Consider the following 17470-nt stretch of genomic DNA (forward strand, 5'->3'; position numbering starts at 1 on the left):
GAATGCGGAAGTTTGGCGAAAAAACGAGCAAGGATTCGTGCCCGCAGCGGCCCACGGCCGCGGAGCGCCTGAAGACCACCCGCTCCGACAAACTGGAGCGAATGCGGAGGTTTGGCAGAAAACCAGCAGGGATTCGCGCCCGGAGCGGCGAGAGACGCGCAGCGCCTGAAGACCACCCGCTCCGACGAACTGGAGCGAATGCGGAAGTTTGGCAGAAAACCAGCAGGGATTCGCGCCCGGAGCGGCCCACGGCCGCGGAGCGCCTGAAGACCACCCACTCCGACGAACTGGAGCGAATGCGGAAGTTTGGCGGAGAGGGTGGGATTCGAACCCACGTGCCGGTTTCCCGACAAGACGCTTTCGAGGCGCCCCCGTTACGACCACTTCGGTACCTCTCCGTACGGTGGCGCTTCCATTGTACGCCGGCCGGCGCCCCGGCGTCAGCCGGCCGGCTCGCCCGCCGCTTGCCGCCTCGCACTGAAGAACGCCCGCATCGTGCCGCGGCACTCCTCCCCCAGCACGCCGGCTACCACCTCCACGCGATGATTCAGCGCCGGATGTTCGAGCGCACGCATCACGGAACGCACGGCGCCCGCCTTCGGCTCGGGGGCGCCGTACACGAGCGTGCCGATACGCGCGTGCACCAGAGCCCCCGCGCACATCAGACACGGCTCGACGGTCACGTACAGCGTCGCGCCGGTGAGCCGGTAGTTGCCCGTGCGCCGAGCCGCGTCGCGCAGGGCCACGACCTCGGCGTGCGCGGTCGGGTCGGCTGCCCCGATCGGTTGGTTGCGGCCGCGGCCCACGATGCGCCCCGTGTCGCCCGCGACGACCACGGCGCCCACCGGGACCTCGCCGCCGGCCATGGCCCGGAAAGCCTCCGCCAGCGCCTCTCGCATGTACGCCTCGTGATCGAGCATCGCAACCGCCGGGCCGGTGGTTCGCAGGCGCGGCCCGCTATGATTATCCTCCACGATGAAAGGGCTGATCCTCAGCGGCGGCAAGGGGACGCGCCTAAGGCCGCTCACGTTCACCAGCGCCAAGCAGCTCGTCCCGGTGGCCAACAAGCCGGTGCTGTTCTACGGCATCGAGACGCTCGCCGCGGCCGGGATCCGCGAGATCGGCATCGTCGTGGGAGACACCCGAGCGGAAATCGAGACCGCGGTGCGCGACGGGTCGCAGTGGGGAGTCACGGTCACCTACATTGAGCAGGATGCGCCGCGCGGGCTCGCGCATGCCGTGCTGATCGCCGAACCGTTTATCGGAAACGACCCCTTCGTGATGTACCTGGGCGACAACCTGCTCGCGAAGGGCATCGTCCCGTTCGTCGAGGAATTCGCGACGACGCGCCCGGCAGCGCAGATTCTGCTCACGCCCGTGCCGCACCCGGAGCAGTACGGCGTGGCCGAGACGGACGGCGACCGGGTGGTCCGGCTGGTCGAGAAGCCGAAGCTCCCCAGAAGCAACCTGGCCCTGGTGGGCGTCTACATGTTCGGACCCGCGATCTTCGACTCGGTCCGGCGGATCCGGCCCAGCTTCCGGAACGAGCTGGAGATCACCGACGCGATACAGGACCTTATCGACCGCGGGCTGGAGGTCCGCCGGCACGTCGTCGACGGGTGGTGGAAGGACACCGGGCGCCTGGAGGACCTGCTCGAGGCCAATCGGCTCATCCTCGACACCCTGACCCCGCGGATCGACGGCGCCGTGGACGGGGAATCGCGCCTCGAGGGCAAGGTGGTGGTCGAGCCGGGCGCCGTCATTTCCGGGTCGGTAATCCGCGGCCCGGTCATCATCGGACACGACGCGCGGATCCGCGACGCGTACATCGGACCCTTCACCGCGATCATGCGCGACGTGGAGATCGGCGGCTCCGAGATCGAACACAGCATCGTCATGGAAGGCAGCCGCATCACGGGCCTGACCGACCGCGTCACCGACAGCCTGATCGGACGCGGCGTCACCATCGTCCGGCGCGCCGGCAAACCGGCCGCGCTGCGGTTCATGCTGGGCGACCGGTCGGAAGTGGGCCTTCGTTGATGCGAGCGCGCCCGGAAAGGAACGACTCGTGCCCGATCCCGTGAAGCAAGCCGCCGCCGTCAAGCCGGGCTCCATAGACGGCGTCCGGACGAAGGCGTTGCGCCTGATCCCGGACGAGCGCGGATGGTTGATGGAGATCCTGCGGGCCGACGACCCGCTCTTCGAGAAGTTCGGACAGGTGTACGTGTCGGGCACGTACCCGGGCGTGGTCAAGGCGTGGCACTACCACCGCCGCCAGGTCGACCACTTCGCCTGCGTCGCCGGCATGATCAAGCTGGTGCTGGTGGACACGCGGGAGGACTCGCCGACGCGGGGACAGGTCGACGAGTTCTTCATCGGCACCCGGAACCCGACGCTGGTACAGATACCCAACCTCGTCTACCACGGCTGGAAGTGCATCGGCCCCGAGCCGTCGATCGTCGTGAACGTGCCGAGCGAGCCGTACCGCTACGACGATCCCGACGAGTACCGCCTGGACCCGCACGACACGCTGCCCTACGACTGGTCGCGCAAGGATGGTTGAGGTCCTCGTCACCGGCGGAGCCGGCTTCATCGGCAGCAACTTCGTCCACCACGCCCTCGACGCGCACCCCGACTGGCGCGTGACGACGCTGGACAGGCTCACCTACGCGGGGCGCCGGGAGAACCTGCAGGACCTCGACGCGAACTCAAGGCACCGCTTCATCCACGGCGACATCGCGGACCCCGCCGTCGCCGCCCCCCTCGTGCGCGACGCGGAGATCGTGGTGCACTTCGCCGCCGAGACGCACGTCGACCGCTCCCTGCTGAGCGCCGGGGAGTTCATCCGGACCGACGTGCACGGCACGTTCGTGCTGCTCGACGCCGCACGCGAAGCCCCCCGCCTGCGCTGCTTCGTACAGATCTCGACCGACGAGGTCTACGGCAACGTCCCGGAAGGGGCGAGCCGGGAGACCGACGAGTTGCGGCCCCGCAACCCCTACGCGGCCAGCAAGGCGGGCGCGGACCGGCTCGCGTACAGCTACTGGGCCAGCTTCCGGGTGCCGGTGGTGATCGCCCGCGCCTCGAACAACTACGGCCCCCGGCAGTATCCGGAGAAGATCGTTCCCCTGTTCATCACGAACGCCATCGACGACCAGCCGCTGCCGCTCTACGGCGACGGCCTCAACGTCCGCGACTGGCTGCACGTCGACGACCACTGCCGGGCGCTGGATCTGCTGATCGCACGGGGCCGGCCCGGCGAGACCTACAACATCGGCGGCGGAAACGAGGTGACGAACCTCGAACTGACGCAGCGCATCCTCGATCGCCTCGACCGGCCGGCCTCCCTGATCCGGCCGGTGGCGGACCGGCCGGGCCACGACCGGCGCTACTGCCTCGACACCGCGAAGCTGCGCGCGCTGGGGTGGGAACCGCGGACCGACTTCGAGACGGGCCTGAGCGCGACCGTCGCGTGGTATGCGAACAACGAATCGTGGTGGCGGCCCGTCAGGGAGGGCAGCGAGGCCTACCGCGCCTACTACGCCCGGCAGTACACCCGTCCCGGATGATCGTCCGGCGGGCGGCGGCGCGTCCGTCAGCGTTCCCCGGACGGCTGCAGGTCGAGGACGTCGGCGCGCTCGGCTTCCCCCGCCGCGATCGGTTCCGAACCGCCGACCAGCGGCGGACGCCGTATGAACGGCCGGGCGGATTCGGCTCCCGCGGCCGGGGTCCTGGCCTCCAGGTCCTTCCCGCGCATCACCAGCATGCCCTGCCGGCCGGCCACCTCCTCGACCACCGCGCGGACCCCGGCGTCGACCTGTGCGATCCGCCGGGACATGGCGGCGGCAGCGGCCACGCCGCTGCCGAGGAACAGCATCGCGGCGGAGCCGATGTCGAGCAGCAGGCTCCCCGCCAGCCCCGCACCGGTCAGCATCCCCACCATGGCCCCGAAGGGAGCCAGCCGGTGGCGCGCGCTGACGCGGAACAGGCAGCGCCCCTCCTCGTGCTCTTCCAGCAGCGTCCGCAGGTCGAGCCAGCCCCAGCGGCCCGTCGCGACCGCCAGGTCGCGCTCCTGCTGCCACGTGTCGTGGGCGTCGATCGCACGCCCGACGGCCCGGGTCTGCAGACCGCGCGTGATGCGCGTCAGCAGGTCGGCCCGATCGACCCAGCGCTCGCTCCAGAGCGCCATCCTGTCCTGCCCGCGGCACAGCAGTCGGATCACCCTGCCGATCTCGATCCGCTCGCCGGCGGCGCGGCTGCGGGTGGCGGCCGCGGCGCGGCGGGTACCGACGTCCGGCGGCCAGAGCTTGCCGCGCAGGCGGCCCCAGCCGCGCGCGATCGGTTGCAGCAGGTGCAGCCACGCGATCGTCGCCCGGTAGAGGATGCGGCTCCCCGGACGACCGAGCGGCCCGATGGCGGGCAGACCGCGGACGTCCGTGCGCCGGCCGTAGCCCACGCACTTCAGAAGCGTGGCGGCCAGACCCGTGAACGCGGCCAGGCCCGCCACGACGGCAAGCGCCGGCTGGCCGAGCCAGGCGCTCGCGACGGCTGCGCCCGCGAGCAGAACCGATGCGATCTGCCACTCCATAAGGTGCGGCGCGTAGGTCATCGACGGGATGTGGGCGCTGTATACCGACGGGAACGCCGCCGTGCCCCATACTCCGGCGTTGACGCGGACGCGGGAGATGGCGCGGACGAAGGGCAGCGAGCTGTAGATGCGCCCCTTCCAGACCGCGTGACCGTTCAGGAAGCGTTCCGGGTGGTTGTCCATCAGTTGGGTCTCGGCTTCGCCGTAGCCCACCTGCTGCCGCCAGTAGCCCCGCATCGTGGAGCGATGCCGGTGCCAGACGAGCGCCGACGGAGCGAACCCGATCTGCTGGCCGCGCGCCTGCAATCGCCAGCAGACGTCGACGTCGTCCCCCGCGGCATGATAGGCGGGATCGAACCCGCCGATTGCCAGCAGCGCATCGCGGCGGTAGGCCATGTTGCAGCCCGGCACGTGCTCCGCCGCGCGGTCGTCGAGCAGCACGTGGGTCGGCGCGCCGGGTGACCGGGCGACGCACTGCGCCATCCACGGGTCGTCCTGCGGAACCACGTTGGGACCACCGGCGCCCACCACGTCGGAGCGCAGGAACGGCTGCACGAGGTAGATCAGCCAGGCCGGATCGACACGAACGTCCGCGTCGGTATAGGCGACGACGGACCCGCTCGCGCGAACCAGCGCCGCGTTTCGCGCCGCGCTCAATCCGCCGTGCGGCACGTCGACGACCGCGACGCCCGGGTGCCGGCGGGCGATCTCTCCGGTCGCGTCGGTCGAGCCGTCGTTGACGACGATCACCTCGTAGTCGGGGTAGTCCAGCACCGCCACCGAGCGCAGACACTCGTCGAGGGTCTCGGCCGCGTTGCGGGCGCAGATCAGCACCGAGACCCGCGGCCAGTCGGCGCGGCGGTCCGGCGGGAATCCGGCCGCGGCGAACTCGAGCGCCACGTCGGCCAGGGCCGGCTTGGGCCGGCGCCGTTCGTCGGTCAGCCCGAAGCGCCAGTCGTCGACGGCGTGGCCGCCGCGCCACCAGTCGTCGGTCCACGAGAACGCCACCGCCCCGCAGGCGCCCTCCTCGAACGCGATGCGAATCTGCGCCGCGGTGAGCGCCGCCTGCCCCTCCTCGCCCTCGCGAAGGCTGTCGGCGCCGCCTTCGGCCAGCAGCAGGGGCCGGTTGCCCGCCACGACCTGCAGGTGCGCGAGGTACTCCCGCAGATCGTCGCCGCGATGCAGGTAGACGTTGAACGCGCAGACGTCGAAGAAGGGCAGATCGAGGTAGTCCGTCGGCGGGTAGTTCACGTAGGTCAGCAACGCGTCGGGCGCGGCCTGCTTGGCCTCGTAGTACACCTCCCGCAGGAACCGCTCGATGCGCGACGCGCCGTGCCAGCGTACGACACCCGCCGGGATCTCGTTGCCGATGGCGACGAGCAGGGTCGCCGGGTGCGCGGCGAGGCGGCGCACGTCCCGGACGATGTCCTTCCGCACCGCGCGGGCGAGCCTGCGATCGTCGAGGAAAGCGACGTGCTGCGCCCACGGGACACCGACCGCCACGTGCAGCTCCCGGTCCGCCGCCGCATCCAGGAGCGCTTCCCGCGGCACGGTGTAGGTCCGCACCGTGTTGATGCCGGACCGGGCCATCAACGCGAAGTCCTCGGCGGCCCGCGCCAGCGGCGGAAACTGGTAACCGTCCCCGTCGGGGGCGAACGTGCCGTAGGCGACGCCCTTGATCAGAAAGCGCTCCGAGCCGACCTGGAGAAACTTGCCGGCCACACGAGGACGCGACGAAACGGCGGGGTTCTGGAGCGGCATGATGGCGCCTGTAATGGTACCAGCACCGGGCGAACACTGCCGTGCCGCGCGCGCATGGCGCCCCGGCCGGTCCACGGCGGCGTATAATCCGGCCGCCCATGCCCGGCCCGCTGCAACGCACTCCACTGGCGGCCTGCCTGTATCTGACGCTGGCGTGCCTCGCTCCGGCGGCGCCCGCGGCGCAGCAGCGGGCGACCGCGGTGGCCGACGTCACCATCTATGGCGACAACACCGAGTTCTTCAATCTCTTCCGGGACGGCGAGACGCTGCTGGGGGCGGCCGGAACGGTAGGCGTCGATCTGGAGCTGACCGACCAGGCGACGCTGCGCGGGGGGCTGTTCCTGAACCACCGGTACGGCTCCGCCCGTTTCGCCGAGCAGTGGCGGCCGGTCATCAGCCTGACCATCGAGAGCGGACCGTCGCGTTTCGTGTTCGGCACCCTGGATACCGTCCCGCACGACTTCCTGGCCGTCCCCGACCTCGGCGGGCCCCACGGCCTGTTGCCGCCGCTGCAGGTCGAGACGCTGGCGTTCACGCGTCCGTACGAGGGGGGACTCCAGTGGCAGATAGCGGCGGAGCGGTTCGCCCAGGACGCCTGGATCGACTGGCAACGCCTGAACACCGCCGAGCACCGTGAACGCTTCGACGCCGGCGTCCGCGGCCGCCTGGCCCTCGGAGCCGAATCACCGATCGCCCTGGGGTACCAGCTTCATATCGTCCACGAGGGCGGACAGCTCTTCGATCCGGGCCCCGTCAACGACAGCGTCGCCGGGGGACCGGGACTGGTCATCGAGCCGCGCATCGACTTCTTCGACGCCACGTCGATCGAGGCCTACATGATGTGGTCGAAGCACATCCCGGACCGGGCCGTTCCAGAAGAGACCAGCCACGGTCACGGCCTCTTCGTGCGCGCGGCCGCGTCGAAGCGCGGCTGGCGCGGGCACGCCATCTTCTGGCAAGCCTGCCTGTGGCTGAAGGAGGAAGGCGATCTGAACTACGGCTCGCGCCTCCAGGACGGCGCCGTGTTCCGGCCGACCCGCCACTACGGCGAAGTGGGGCTGTCGAAGGCGCTGTACGAAGCGGACGGGGTGATGCTCGCCGGCTCGTTGCGCCTGCATCGCGTGGAGCAGGCCTACAACTACTCGTTCCGGATCCTCGCGCACGTCGGCATGGCCGTGCCGATCTTCACGCGGTAACGGGAGCCGCGACGCGGCCTCGACCGGCCCGGCCGCGGGACGGAACGAGTTGCCCGCTATCATCGTCGTCACGGTTCCATCTGCCCGGTTCCATAGTTCCCTGGCCGCGTCGACCCCATGGACATCGCCATTGCCGCGCGAGACGTCGCCTGGATCGCCCTGGCGTTCGTGCTGGGCTTAGTGTCCAGGACAGTCGGGCTGCCGCCGCTGGTCGGCTACCTGGCCGCGGGCTTCCTGCTCAACCTGCATGGAACCGCTGGCGGGGAGATGCTGCAGAGGCTCTCGGACCTCGGCATCACCCTGTTGCTCTTCCTCGTCGGCCTGAAGCTCGACTTGAGGACCATCGCGCGTCCGCACGTCTGGGCCGTTGCCAGCCTGCACATGTCGATTGTCGTTCTGGTGCTCGGAGCGGCCATCCATGTACTCGCGCTTCTGGGCGCCTCCTTCCTGACGGGCATCGGTTTCTCCCAGGCCCTGCTGATCGCCTTTGCATTGAGCTTTTCCAGCACCGTCTTCGTCGTCAAGGTGCTCGAAGAAAGAGGAGAGACGGTTTCGCTGCACGGCCGCATTGCGGTGGGCATCCTCATCGTGCAGGACCTGGCGGCCGTCGTCTTTCTGGCTCTCGCGGCGGGTGAGTTGCCGACCGTCCGGGCACTGCTGTTGCTGATTCTCATTCCGCTGCGGCCGCTGCTGGCCCTGGTCCTGCAGCGCGTCGGCCATGGCGAGCTCCTCGTCCTCTATGGCTTTCTGCTCGCGCTGGGCGGAGCGGAAGCATTCGAGCTGGCGGGCCTGAAGGGCGACCTGGGCGCTCTCGTCGTCGGCGTTCTCATCGCCAGCCACGACAAGGCCGACGAGCTGGCGAAGACGATGCTCGGCTTCAAGGACCTGTTCCTGGTGGGCTTCTTTCTCTCCATCGGCGTGTCCGGGCCGTTGACGACGGAGGTGGTTCTCATCGGCGCGGCCATCACCCCGTTCGTGTTCTTCAAGTCGGCTCTCTTCCTGGGTCTGCTGGCGGGCTTCAAGCTGCGGGCCCGCACATCGCTGCTGGCGTCGTTGAACCTGACCAACTTCAGCGAATTCGGGCTCATCGTCGCGGCCGTGGGCGTCGCCAACGGCTGGATCGACGGCCTCTGGTTGAGCGTCATCGCCGTCGCACTCTCCCTCTCCTGCGGCGTCGCGGCGGCGGTCAATGCGGTGGCGGATCGGATCTACACGAGATATCGGGCAACGTGCCGCCGCCTGGAGCGCAGAGAGCGTCTCGCCGACGACCGGCCGCTCGACACCGGGGGGGCGACGACCCTCGTTCTGGGGATGGGCCGCATCGGCGCCGGGGCCTACGAAGCGATGCATCGACGGCCCGGCGAGACGGTCGTCGGGGTGGACATCGATCCCAGAACGGTAGCGAACCATCGGTCGGCGGGGTTCGATGTGCTGCTCGGCGACCCGAGCGACGCCGACTTCTGGGATCGCGTGCAGGACACGAACACCGTCGAACTCGTCATGTTGGCGCTGCCGAACCTGACTGCAGGTCTGGCCGTGCTCAACCAGCTCAGGGCCGCTTCGTTCAGGGGCCGGATCGCCGCCACGGCCAGGTTCCACGATGAGATCGAGCCGCTCGAGCGGGCGGGCGCGTCGGTCGTGTTCAGTGTCTACGAAAAGGCCGGCTCAGGGTTTGCCGAGCACGTAGCCGCACAAGACGCCACTCGTCGGCCTGCGTAGACGAGCACGTCGACGTGCAGCCGTTCGAGGCTTGCGGGCGACGCCCTCGAACATCCGCTCGTAGGTCGTGCCCTCGTGGACCTTCTCGACCCGCACGCCGTCCGCCCACAGCAGGCGCTCCCGCTCGGATGCTATTGAGGTTGTGCGGGCGGGCGCCTCGGATCTCGATGGAGGTCACCGAGCATCTTCTTCCCTCACCGGTGCGCTGGTCCAGCCACGTCACTCGCCGCTCGGCAACCTTTCCAATGCGGCGCTGACGGCGCGCGTGCCAGGCCGGAGGCGAACGGGTCGCCGGCCATCGAACCGCGCGCCGCCCGCAGCGGCTCAGCTGAAGTAGACCAGCACCGCCGCCACGATGAGGACGACCGCGGCGGACTGGACGACGTCCCCCGTCGTCCATGTCCGCTCGCGCCGGGTGTCCTCGGCCCGCGGGGCGCCGAACGTCAGCCCGGCCAGGCGCGCTGGATCCGGCCGTTCGGTGGCGAGGCTGACCGCGACGAGGAGCACCACGCTGCCGACGAACAGGGCGAAGCCGAAGTACAGGAAGTTCACCCCGGCCAGCCAGCCGAGGGGGCCCGACAGCGCGTCGGCCCGCAGCTCGAGCAGCAGCTTCGCCATCCCGAGGACGAACCCCGCCACCAGGGTGGAGATGGCCCCGGTCGCGTTCACCCGGTTCCACAGCAGCCCCAGCAGGAACACCGCCGCGATGGGCGGGGCGATGTACGCCTGCACGTTCTGCAGGTAGGTGTAGAGTCCCGTCGCGAGGACCTGCATGACGGGGATCCACGCGATGCCGAGTCCGACCACCGCGAGGGTGCCCCAGCGTCCCACCCGCACGAGCTCGGCCCCGCTCGCGGCGGGCCGGACCTTGCGGTAGACGTCCATCGTGAACAGGGTCGAGCACGAGTTGAAGACGGCGGCGAGCGAGCTCATGAGGGCCGCGAGCAGGCCCGCCGCGACGAGGCCGCGCAGGCCCACCGGCAGCACGGCGTTGACGAGGACAGGCAGGGCCTGGTCCGCCTCGGCGAGGTCGAGGCGGCCGCGGTTGGCGAGGCCCAGCGCGATCATCCCCGGAATGATGAACAGGAACACCGCCGACAGCTTCAGCCAAGCGCCCCAGATAGCCCCCCGGCGCGCGGTGGCCTCGTCCTCGGCGGCCAGCACCCGCTGCACGATGTACTGGTCGGTGCACCAGTACCAGAGCCCGACGATGGGCGGGGTCAGCAGCATGCCGAGCCACGGAAACTCGGGATGGTCGAGGGGCTTCCACATGTCGAAGAGCTCGCCCCCCACCGACTGCCGCAGCTCGCCCCACCCGCCGAGCTCCACGAGCCCGAAGACGGTGACGGCGGCCGAGCCCCCGACGAGGACGAACGCCTGCAGGGCCTCGGTGTAAACGACCGCCCGCAGGCCGCCGAGGATCGTGTAGACGCCGGTCAGCACTACCACCGCCGCCGCCCCTGTCCAGAAGTCGAGGCCCATCAGCCCCTGCAGCATGATCCCGCCGGCGTAGACGGTCACCGACACCTTGGTGAGGACGTAGCCGACGAGCATGACTACCGACAGGAACCAGCGGCTGCGCCCGTCGTAGCGGCGCTCGAGGAACTCGGGCATCGTGAAGACGCCGCTGCGCAGGTAGAACGGCACGAACACCCAGCCCAGAAGGAGGATGATCCAGGAGTGCAGCTCGTAGTGCCCCAGCACCATGCCGGTGCTGGCCCCCGAGCCGGCGAGGCCGACCACGTGCTCGGAGCCGATGTTCGAGGCGAACAGTGACGCTCCGATCGCGAACCAGCCCACGTGCCGGCCCGCGAGGAAGTAGTCGGCGGCGGTCTGCTGGCGCCGGCGCGCGACCCACGCGGCGATGCCGAGCAGGGCCGCGAAGTAGGCCCCGACGACGACCCAGTCCAGAGCGGCGAACCTCATCAGGCGGCCTCCCTCCCGCGTTGAAGCGCGTTGATCTTACCGGCGCTTGTGACATGACAATGCCGCGCGGCGCACCAGCGCCCGCGGGCGGCGGCGGCCAGTCCCCGCCGCGACGGAAGGAGTCGAGGCGAACGCGAGTTTCTACGGGATCGCTACACGAGGCTCCGGAGGAACGGAATCGTCGGCGGCACACGGTGCGGGAACCGTGATGCAAGGGAGCGGTGAGAAAGAGAGGATGGCGCGCCCCTGCAGGATTCGAATATGAAAAAAAAGTGATCATTATTCAGCATGTTACGGAATACGGTCCGCGGGTCTACCACGTCCACTACCACTCTGGCCGGCCGACCCGACCCCTACCAGCGACAGTCCGGGTAGGCGGGTAGGCCGGGTAGAGTCGACGACTAGCGCGTCGGGGAATAGATCCGCCTGGCCCGTGTCGTTCTCTTTGTCGGGGGGGCATAGCGGATGGCCAGGACTGGCCCTTCTGGATGGCGCGGCGCCAGCGTTCGCCTTCTGCAGTCGGCGATCTCCTCAGGGATGACGAGATTCACCGCCCCGGTGTCGACCACGCCGTCCGCCTCGGCACGCAACCCACGCCGCACCTCTCCGCGGTCGTCTCTGTTCTCCAGCGTCACGCTGGCCCGAATCTCTCCCATCGTCACGGTCCTCCGATTCTGACGCACGCGGACCTGCGGGTCCACCCGCGTTTTCGTTGCCCTCGAGTCGGTCCCGTGTTGTTGGCAGTCACGGCGTCGCCGTGAGCATCGCGATGAGATTGAGACGTTCGCCGCCGATCACCGGCGCGCGCACGCGGACCGGTCCTCCCAACGCGCCCGGCGATCGGCCGACCGTCCTCAGACGCTCCGACTGCCGTCATCGGTCCCGCCGGTCGTCTCTCCAGAAACGCCGACTGGAGTCAACCGGTACACCCGCTCAGCGAGCCGAGATGCGCGATCGACATCGCCCGCGCGTAACGCATCCCGAACGTCATCGAGCTTGTACGCGTCCTCCAGAGACAGGTACGGTGCCCAGCTTCGCGCGTCCTCGAAGATCTCGACGTTGACCTCGGCCGCGAACGCGCCACAGCGGACGAATCTCAGGACTGATCTGACACTCACTTCCGCCTCCTGCGCCACGTCTGGTCCCATCGTAAGGGGTCGGGCCTGTATGCCGTGACGACGACGGCAGGCGACTGACCTCCGAGGGGAATACCCCAGACTACATGAATTGGCCGATTCGCCGCATCCCGCTGCAGCACCAAGCAGCAGCGTCCCTTCGGATAGTCCGGATAGTCCTCGACCATGACGGCCGTCGCAACCCCGGCGATGACGTCGCGTACCTGTACATCGTCCGCGGCCAGCTCTTCGGATCCATGGAGCGAGACTCGTACTTCGTTGCGGGCCACCAGCGTCTGGATGCGGTCGAGGGTCGTCATGAGCGTTGTCCGGACCAGCCACGATGGATCCTGCTGCACGAAACCGATCACGACAAGTGCTCCCGTGGAATCCGTCGGAGACGCTGTACGCGCGCCACGGACGAACGTGAACGGAAGGCGCTGGTTGTCATGTCTGCGGAACCCGAGGATCGATTGGTGACCGCGCCGAATCGAGCGGCGCACCGGCTTGGGGCGGACCGCCACCACCCGATCCCGGCTGGTCACCGCCGCCGGGCATCCGGGATGGACGACGTCGCCGAGGGGATGGCGCAAGGCGGCGAAGATTAACAGATCGTCCGCTACCAGACTCAACGCACGCCGCGGCCCTCCGCGACCACCGTCGCGTGACGGATCAGTCTTCCACCGCTCCACCCCGATCGACCAGACTCGCCGTCCCCGACGCTCCCCGGTCCGGCCGCCCGCTGCCACTCGATGCGTGGTCTGCGTCCGGACGACCCGGCGGCTCATCGAGCTGCGCGAGCCCCTCGTCGAGCGCACAAAAAAGGAAATGATCACGGCCGCCCAACGCGCCGAGATCCGGCGCCTGTTCTACAGCGACCGCTCGAAGGTCGGGACAATCGCGGTCCAGCTCGGCCTCACTCCGTGAGACGGTCCGCGCCGCGGTCCAAACTGTTTCAACAGCCTCGTCGAGTGTTCGGCCAAAGTCGACGCCCGATGCCTCACCGCAATGTTCGGCAGGCCGTCACTCCCCGATTCGTCCAGCGTGTCATTCGGAAACCGTCGTAACCAAACCGCGGAGCTGGCTGACTGCAACCATGCCCGGTATCCGCAGCCAATCCAAGAACGTCCCTTTCGTCACCTCACCCCGCGTGACCAGCGATATTCCGTATCCAAACTGACACGCTTCCACGAGCGCCAGATCTTCCACGTTGCTCACTTGCCACGGAACATTCGGTTCGAACCCGGGATTCGCGAGTGTCGCCTTGCACACCTTCGAGCGACCCACAATCGCGGCACCCTTCACCACGTCGGTTGCACCGTTAAGGCCGACATCTTTATCATTCGCCGCCGTCTTCAATTCAACGACAATTTGCTCACTCGCATCACTCCCTAAACAAAAGTCAGGTGCCCCCGGTATACTCCCGTCATCCAAACGTTCATATGCAATACCCGCGACGTCCAACATCTCCTCGATTTTCGTCTCAAACGCGCTCTGTCGCGCATCAATTGTCTGCTCCAAAATGCCGCGCAGCGGACCAACTGCCTGTTCTATCGCAGCCTTCCAAAGTCTCTCCCTTTCCTTCCTGCGGTACTCCTCCACAGCCCGCCGCAGGTTCTTCACCGCTTCGTCGGCCTTCGGAATACCCACGGCAGTCACTGCGCCAACGAGCTCAGCGTATTTGTCTCGCCTCAATAGCGTACCCGGCTCCCTAAGCTCACGGCCCATCAACTCGACTACCGCAATCCTCGGCAAACACGCCCTACCCGTTCCTTCGGATTTCAAGCCAGCTATCCACGCCACTTCCGAGGGAAGGCCGACACTGAGAGACCGCGCCAGCACCCGAACGCTTCGCGCCAAGTTCCGCATACCCCTTAGCTTCTCAACGCCGACCCTCAACGCCACGGGTCGCTCCTCTTCGTGCAAGAATCCCATTGTGCTAGCGCCCAAACAGTCGGACCACGCCACCAGCATCTCTGACCCTTCCCTAAACATAGACTGCAGCACGCCCGATCCGATACGTTCAAATTCGCCCGCAAGTCTATCTCGCCTCCCGCCTCGGGCCCATCGCATCGCGACCATTGCGCCGTTGGCTGCCGACAGGTCCCGCTGCCATGGCTGTTCCACCAGGTGCAGCTCCGCCCGGTCCGCAATCGCATTCTCTACCCGTACATCAAGTTGATAAGGCAAGAATCTCTCGTTTCCCAAACTGGTACTATACTCATGTGAACAGTACACTGCATGCAAGAGCGCAAAATCCATCAATTCTCGCTTGTTCGTGTCCTGCAGCAGTTCCAGAAAATCCGCTACCCGACCGGCGGCATAACCGAGCAACTGGTCAGCCGTCTGTGGGTGTAGGACTGACTGAGCAACAGCGCGTCCTACTTGCGTAACGGCTAGTCTAGTTGATGTGGCACTCATCGCAAGAAGACCCAGCGGCGCAAATCGCCGACTGCCTCCTCGAACGATGCGTCCCAATGATCAAGTCCCGCTGCGTTCAACTCTAGCTCCTTCGACGCGCCGAACGTGGACTTGAGGAAAGTCAACGCGGCACCCTCTTCCGTCGCGACGTTGGACGCCGCCAATTGTAGCACCAGTCTGGAAAAGTGCTTTGGTGACACTTGGCTTTGAAGAGCATCCAAATGATCCGGATCCAAGAATACCTTGGCCGCGAGTTGGTCACGCATTCTGTCGCCTGCAAGAAAAATCACTCGGCCACTATCGTGCTCAGTCCCCATCCGACCACATCGACCCGCCATGTTGTGAAATTCGGCAGCAGATATAGGCTCGTAGATCCGCCTGCTCCGATTCCACCGACGCCAAGAGTAGAAGATGACCGTACCGAGCGGAAAGTTGACTCCGGCCGCTAACGTGGAGGTGGAGAAGACCAAATCGACGCTCTGCGTCCGAACAGCCTCCTCCACCTCTCGGCGGTCATCCTCCAGCAAATCTGCACAATGAATAGCGACACGATGAGGGAGAGTCGCAGACAGCAGAGTTGCTTCCGGTGTTTCCTGTCTGAGACTCCCAAACGATGGCGCCTCGTCCAGAGCAACTCCCCTCGATGCACAGTATTCGCGGCAGCCCTGGTAGACGTCTTGCTTTCGCATGCAAAAGACGACGATAGGTTTCCGGTCGTCTGCCCTCATGCATTCGGCAATGTGGAAATGGCAAGTTGAAAAGGGACCCCTGTGGCCACGTGAAAAGGGACCCCCCGGTGACGCGTGCCGTCGCGGGAGTCGGAGCCGGCTACGGACCGGGCGAGCTCCGTGCGAGCGGCTCGTTCAGCCCGTCAATTGGTGATCGCCTCCTTCCTTGAAGAGATGTTTTCGTCTGTCGGGCAAAAGGTCAGTGACCGTGCGCGGAGCCGGTGTCAAGGCCGCAGCCCCGCGCAGCGGGGGCGGCGCGTAGCGCCGCGCCTTGACGCCGGTGAGCACACGGTCAGGCTGGCCGGCCCGACAGTGCGAGTTGTCGTCGTGCGGTGGTCGACGCCGTTGGGAATCCCGGTCGATTCGACGAGGACGACTCGGCGTCACCGAGCTCCGTCCTTTCCGGAGGCCTGTGCCTGATGCCGCTTCGCGGCCTGCAGCCGGTAGCTGTTGCCCGAAGTCTGCAGCACGGTCGCGTGGTGCACGACCCGGTCGATGACCGCGGCGGCGGCCGTCGGGTCAAGGAAGACTTCCGACCAGCGGGCGAACGGCAGATTCGTCGTCACCACGAGGCTGCGGCGCTCGTAGCGCTGGCTGATGAAGCCGAAGAGCAGGTCGGCGCCGGCCTTGTCGAGCGGAACGTATCCCAGCTCGTCAACGATCACGGCGTCGTAGCGGGCGAGCTGGTCGAGCTTGCGTTGCAGTCGGCCCTGCTGCTGCGCCTCGACGAGCAGCGTGACCAGCTCGGCGGCGGTCGCGAACCGCACCCGGTAGTCGTGCTGGCAGCAGGCCATCCCCAACGCGATCGACAGATGCGTCTTTCCCGTACCGACGCCGCCCACGAACACGACGTTGGCGGCGTCGGCGACAAAGCTGCAATCGAAGACCTGTAGCACCGCATCGCGGTCCAGGTCCGGCTGCGCCTCGAACGAGAAGGCGTCGAGCGTCTTCAACATCGGGAAGCGGGCATCCTGAATGCGCCGTTGGATGCGACGCTCCCGGCGTTGGGTCACCTCCAGGTGCACCAATCGGGCCAGGTAGTCGGCCGGCGCCTGCCGCTGGCCGGCAGCCTGCTCGGCCAGCGGCCGCCACTGGGCGGCGATCGTCGACAGGCACAGCGTCTTCAGGTCCGTCTCCAGGTGTGGGGGCTCGATAGTCGTGGTCGTCATCAGCAGCCGCCCCCCACCAGCGCGTCATACGCCGACAGCGTCGGGGCGGGCACGGCGATCCGTGCCAACTCCGGACGCACCCCCGTCACCGGCGGGCACACCGGCGGCGGTCCGCTCTGCTGCTGCCGGAGGATGAGCCGCACCGTCTCCAGGCGAGGCGACTGGCGCTCGAGCGCGGCCGCCACCGCACGCTCGACGGCCGCCGGCGGGTGCGTCTCCATCAGCCGCAGCATCCGGACCCACTCCTGATCGGGCTTGCGGGTGTGCTTCGCCAACTCGGCGCGTACCTGCTGCCACACCGGCGCCAGCCGCCAGTCGACAAGTGCCGTCGCCTCGGCCACGGCCCGGTGCTTGCGTTCCAGCAACGGCAGCACGTGGAACGGGTCGAGAATCTTCGCGCCCCGGCAAAAAGCACGGCGATGCTGTGCGACCACCTCGGCGCCGACCGCGACCGCCACCCGGTCGTGATACAGCTTCACCCACACCGGCTGGTAGGCGTAGCGGATCGGCACCGAGTAGGTGACCTTGTCCACCCGCACGTGTCCGAACTTGTCGGCTACCCGGGCGACGACGCGACAGGTCTCGGGGAGGTGAGCTGGCATTGCCCGCAGGTGCTGCCGCTCCAGCGTCAACGCTTCCTGCACCGAGCGTCCGTCGTCGAGGTGGCGCGTCGGCAGGTCGGCCTCCAACTCGGTGAGGATCGCCGCGTTGAGCGCTGCCCAGCTCTCGACCGCCAGCCGCGGCCGGAACACCAGGTTCCGGACGTATTTGACGCCTCCCTCCACCGAACCTTTCGTCAAAGCTGCAGAATGCTCCTGGTGCTGTTGAAGCACCACAGATTCGGATC

General features: G+C 67.8%; 16 protein-coding genes and 1 tRNA gene. 5 read left to right on the forward strand and 12 right to left on the reverse strand.

Annotated elements, in window-relative coordinates:
• Window positions 1-307: 307 nt before the first annotated feature.
• Both F4X11_24590 and tadA read right to left on the reverse strand, forming a co-directional pair.
• Window positions 308-398 (reverse strand) — tRNA-Ser (locus F4X11_24590).
• Window positions 399-440: 42 nt separating this feature from the next.
• Window positions 441-920, reverse strand: a complete 480-nt coding sequence (gene tadA, locus F4X11_24595) for a tRNA adenosine(34) deaminase TadA (protein ID MYN68156.1) — start codon at window positions 918-920, stop codon at window positions 441-443.
• A gap of 55 nt (window positions 921-975) precedes the next feature.
• On the opposite strand from tadA, the gene F4X11_24600 reads away from it, so the two are divergent.
• The 3 genes from F4X11_24600 to rfbB all read left to right on the forward strand — a co-directional run bounded on the left by F4X11_24600 (window position 976) and on the right by rfbB (window position 3569).
• Complete coding sequence (locus tag F4X11_24600) at window positions 976-2040, forward strand: glucose-1-phosphate thymidylyltransferase (protein MYN68157.1); 1065 nt, start codon at window positions 976-978, stop codon at window positions 2038-2040.
• 73 nt (window positions 2041-2113) lie between these two features.
• A complete protein-coding gene (locus F4X11_24605) occupies window positions 2114-2563 on the forward strand; it encodes a dTDP-4-dehydrorhamnose 3,5-epimerase (GenBank protein MYN68158.1) in 450 nt (149 codons plus the stop codon).
• A complete protein-coding gene (gene rfbB / locus F4X11_24610) occupies window positions 2556-3569 on the forward strand; it encodes a dTDP-glucose 4,6-dehydratase (GenBank protein MYN68159.1) in 1014 nt (337 codons plus the stop codon). The genes F4X11_24605 and rfbB overlap by 8 nt, the downstream gene beginning before the upstream one ends.
• A gap of 26 nt (window positions 3570-3595) precedes the next feature.
• Here rfbB and F4X11_24615 read toward each other — a convergent pair whose 3' ends face one another.
• Window positions 3596-6349 carry a glycosyltransferase gene (locus tag F4X11_24615; GenBank protein MYN68160.1) on the reverse strand — a complete coding sequence of 918 codons (2754 nt, stop codon included), beginning with the start codon at window positions 6347-6349 and terminating at the stop codon, window positions 3596-3598.
• Between the two features lie 98 nt (window positions 6350-6447).
• Between F4X11_24615 and F4X11_24620 the strand changes: the two genes are divergently transcribed.
• Window positions 6448-7545 carry a hypothetical protein gene (locus F4X11_24620; protein MYN68161.1) on the forward strand — a complete coding sequence of 366 codons (1098 nt, stop codon included), beginning with the start codon at window positions 6448-6450 and terminating at the stop codon, window positions 7543-7545.
• Between the two features lie 117 nt (window positions 7546-7662).
• A complete protein-coding gene (locus tag F4X11_24625; GenBank protein ID MYN68162.1) occupies window positions 7663-9264 on the forward strand; it encodes a potassium transporter Kef in 1602 nt (533 codons plus the stop codon).
• Window positions 9265-9588: 324 nt separating this feature from the next.
• On the opposite strand, the gene F4X11_24630 is transcribed toward F4X11_24625, so the two are convergent.
• From F4X11_24630 to F4X11_24670, 9 genes are all read right to left on the reverse strand, one after another.
• Window positions 9589-11190: a sodium/solute symporter gene (locus tag F4X11_24630; GenBank protein MYN68163.1), complete on the reverse strand. Its 1602-nt coding sequence runs from the start codon at window positions 11188-11190 to the stop codon at window positions 9589-9591.
• A gap of 401 nt (window positions 11191-11591) precedes the next feature.
• Window positions 11592-11846 (reverse strand): hypothetical protein, encoded by a 255-nt coding sequence (locus tag F4X11_24635; protein MYN68164.1) that lies wholly within the window; start codon window positions 11844-11846, stop codon window positions 11592-11594.
• A 2-nt stretch (window positions 11847-11848) separates the two neighbouring features.
• Window positions 11849-12067 (reverse strand): hypothetical protein, encoded by a 219-nt coding sequence (locus F4X11_24640; GenBank protein MYN68165.1) that lies wholly within the window; start codon window positions 12065-12067, stop codon window positions 11849-11851.
• Window positions 12045-12308: a hypothetical protein gene (locus tag F4X11_24645; protein ID MYN68166.1), complete on the reverse strand. Its 264-nt coding sequence runs from the start codon at window positions 12306-12308 to the stop codon at window positions 12045-12047. The genes F4X11_24640 and F4X11_24645 overlap by 23 nt, the downstream gene beginning before the upstream one ends.
• A complete protein-coding gene (locus F4X11_24650) occupies window positions 12305-12625 on the reverse strand; it encodes a DUF4258 domain-containing protein (protein ID MYN68167.1) in 321 nt (106 codons plus the stop codon). Before F4X11_24650 ends, F4X11_24645 begins: the two co-directional genes overlap by 4 nt.
• Before the next feature lie 727 nt (window positions 12626-13352).
• On the reverse strand, window positions 13353-14231 hold the full coding sequence (locus F4X11_24655) for a hypothetical protein (GenBank protein ID MYN68168.1): 879 nt from the start codon (window positions 14229-14231) through the stop codon (window positions 13353-13355).
• Window positions 14232-14722: 491 nt separating this feature from the next.
• Window positions 14723-15454, reverse strand: coding sequence for a hypothetical protein (locus F4X11_24660; protein MYN68169.1), 732 nt, complete (start codon window positions 15452-15454; stop codon window positions 14723-14725).
• Window positions 15455-15837: 383 nt separating this feature from the next.
• Window positions 15838-16623: a cell division protein ZapE gene (zapE, locus tag F4X11_24665; protein MYN68170.1), complete on the reverse strand. Its 786-nt coding sequence runs from the start codon at window positions 16621-16623 to the stop codon at window positions 15838-15840.
• Window positions 16623-17408 (reverse strand): hypothetical protein, encoded by a 786-nt coding sequence (locus F4X11_24670; GenBank protein MYN68171.1) that lies wholly within the window; start codon window positions 17406-17408, stop codon window positions 16623-16625. Before F4X11_24670 ends, zapE begins: the two co-directional genes overlap by 1 nt.
• Between the last annotated feature and the right edge of the window lie 62 nt (window positions 17409-17470).

It is taken from the genome of Acidobacteriota bacterium (assembly GCA_009861545.1).
Classification (GTDB): Bacteria; Acidobacteriota; Vicinamibacteria; order Vicinamibacterales; family UBA8438; genus WTFV01.

Coding starts and splice junctions, on each gene's coding strand:
- tadA (MYN68156.1), bottom strand. CDS start 920: ATGCTCGATCACGAGGCGTACATGCGAGAGGCGCTGGCGGAGGCTTTC.
- F4X11_24600 (MYN68157.1), top strand. CDS start 976: ATGAAAGGGCTGATCCTCAGCGGCGGCAAGGGGACGCGCCTAAGGCCG.
- rfbB (MYN68159.1), top strand. CDS start 2,556: ATGGTTGAGGTCCTCGTCACCGGCGGAGCCGGCTTCATCGGCAGCAAC.
- F4X11_24615 (MYN68160.1), bottom strand. CDS start 6,349: ATGCCGCTCCAGAACCCCGCCGTTTCGTCGCGTCCTCGTGTGGCCGGC.
- F4X11_24620 (MYN68161.1), top strand. CDS start 6,448: ATGCCCGGCCCGCTGCAACGCACTCCACTGGCGGCCTGCCTGTATCTG.
- F4X11_24625 (MYN68162.1), top strand. CDS start 7,663: ATGGACATCGCCATTGCCGCGCGAGACGTCGCCTGGATCGCCCTGGCG.
- F4X11_24630 (MYN68163.1), bottom strand. CDS start 11,190: ATGAGGTTCGCCGCTCTGGACTGGGTCGTCGTCGGGGCCTACTTCGCG.
- F4X11_24635 (MYN68164.1), bottom strand. CDS start 11,846: ATGGGAGAGATTCGGGCCAGCGTGACGCTGGAGAACAGAGACGACCGC.
- F4X11_24640 (MYN68165.1), bottom strand. CDS start 12,067: ATGACGGCAGTCGGAGCGTCTGAGGACGGTCGGCCGATCGCCGGGCGC.
- F4X11_24650 (MYN68167.1), bottom strand. CDS start 12,625: ATGACGACCCTCGACCGCATCCAGACGCTGGTGGCCCGCAACGAAGTA.
- F4X11_24660 (MYN68169.1), bottom strand. CDS start 15,454: ATGAGGGCAGACGACCGGAAACCTATCGTCGTCTTTTGCATGCGAAAG.
- zapE (MYN68170.1), bottom strand. CDS start 16,623: ATGACGACCACGACTATCGAGCCCCCACACCTGGAGACGGACCTGAAG.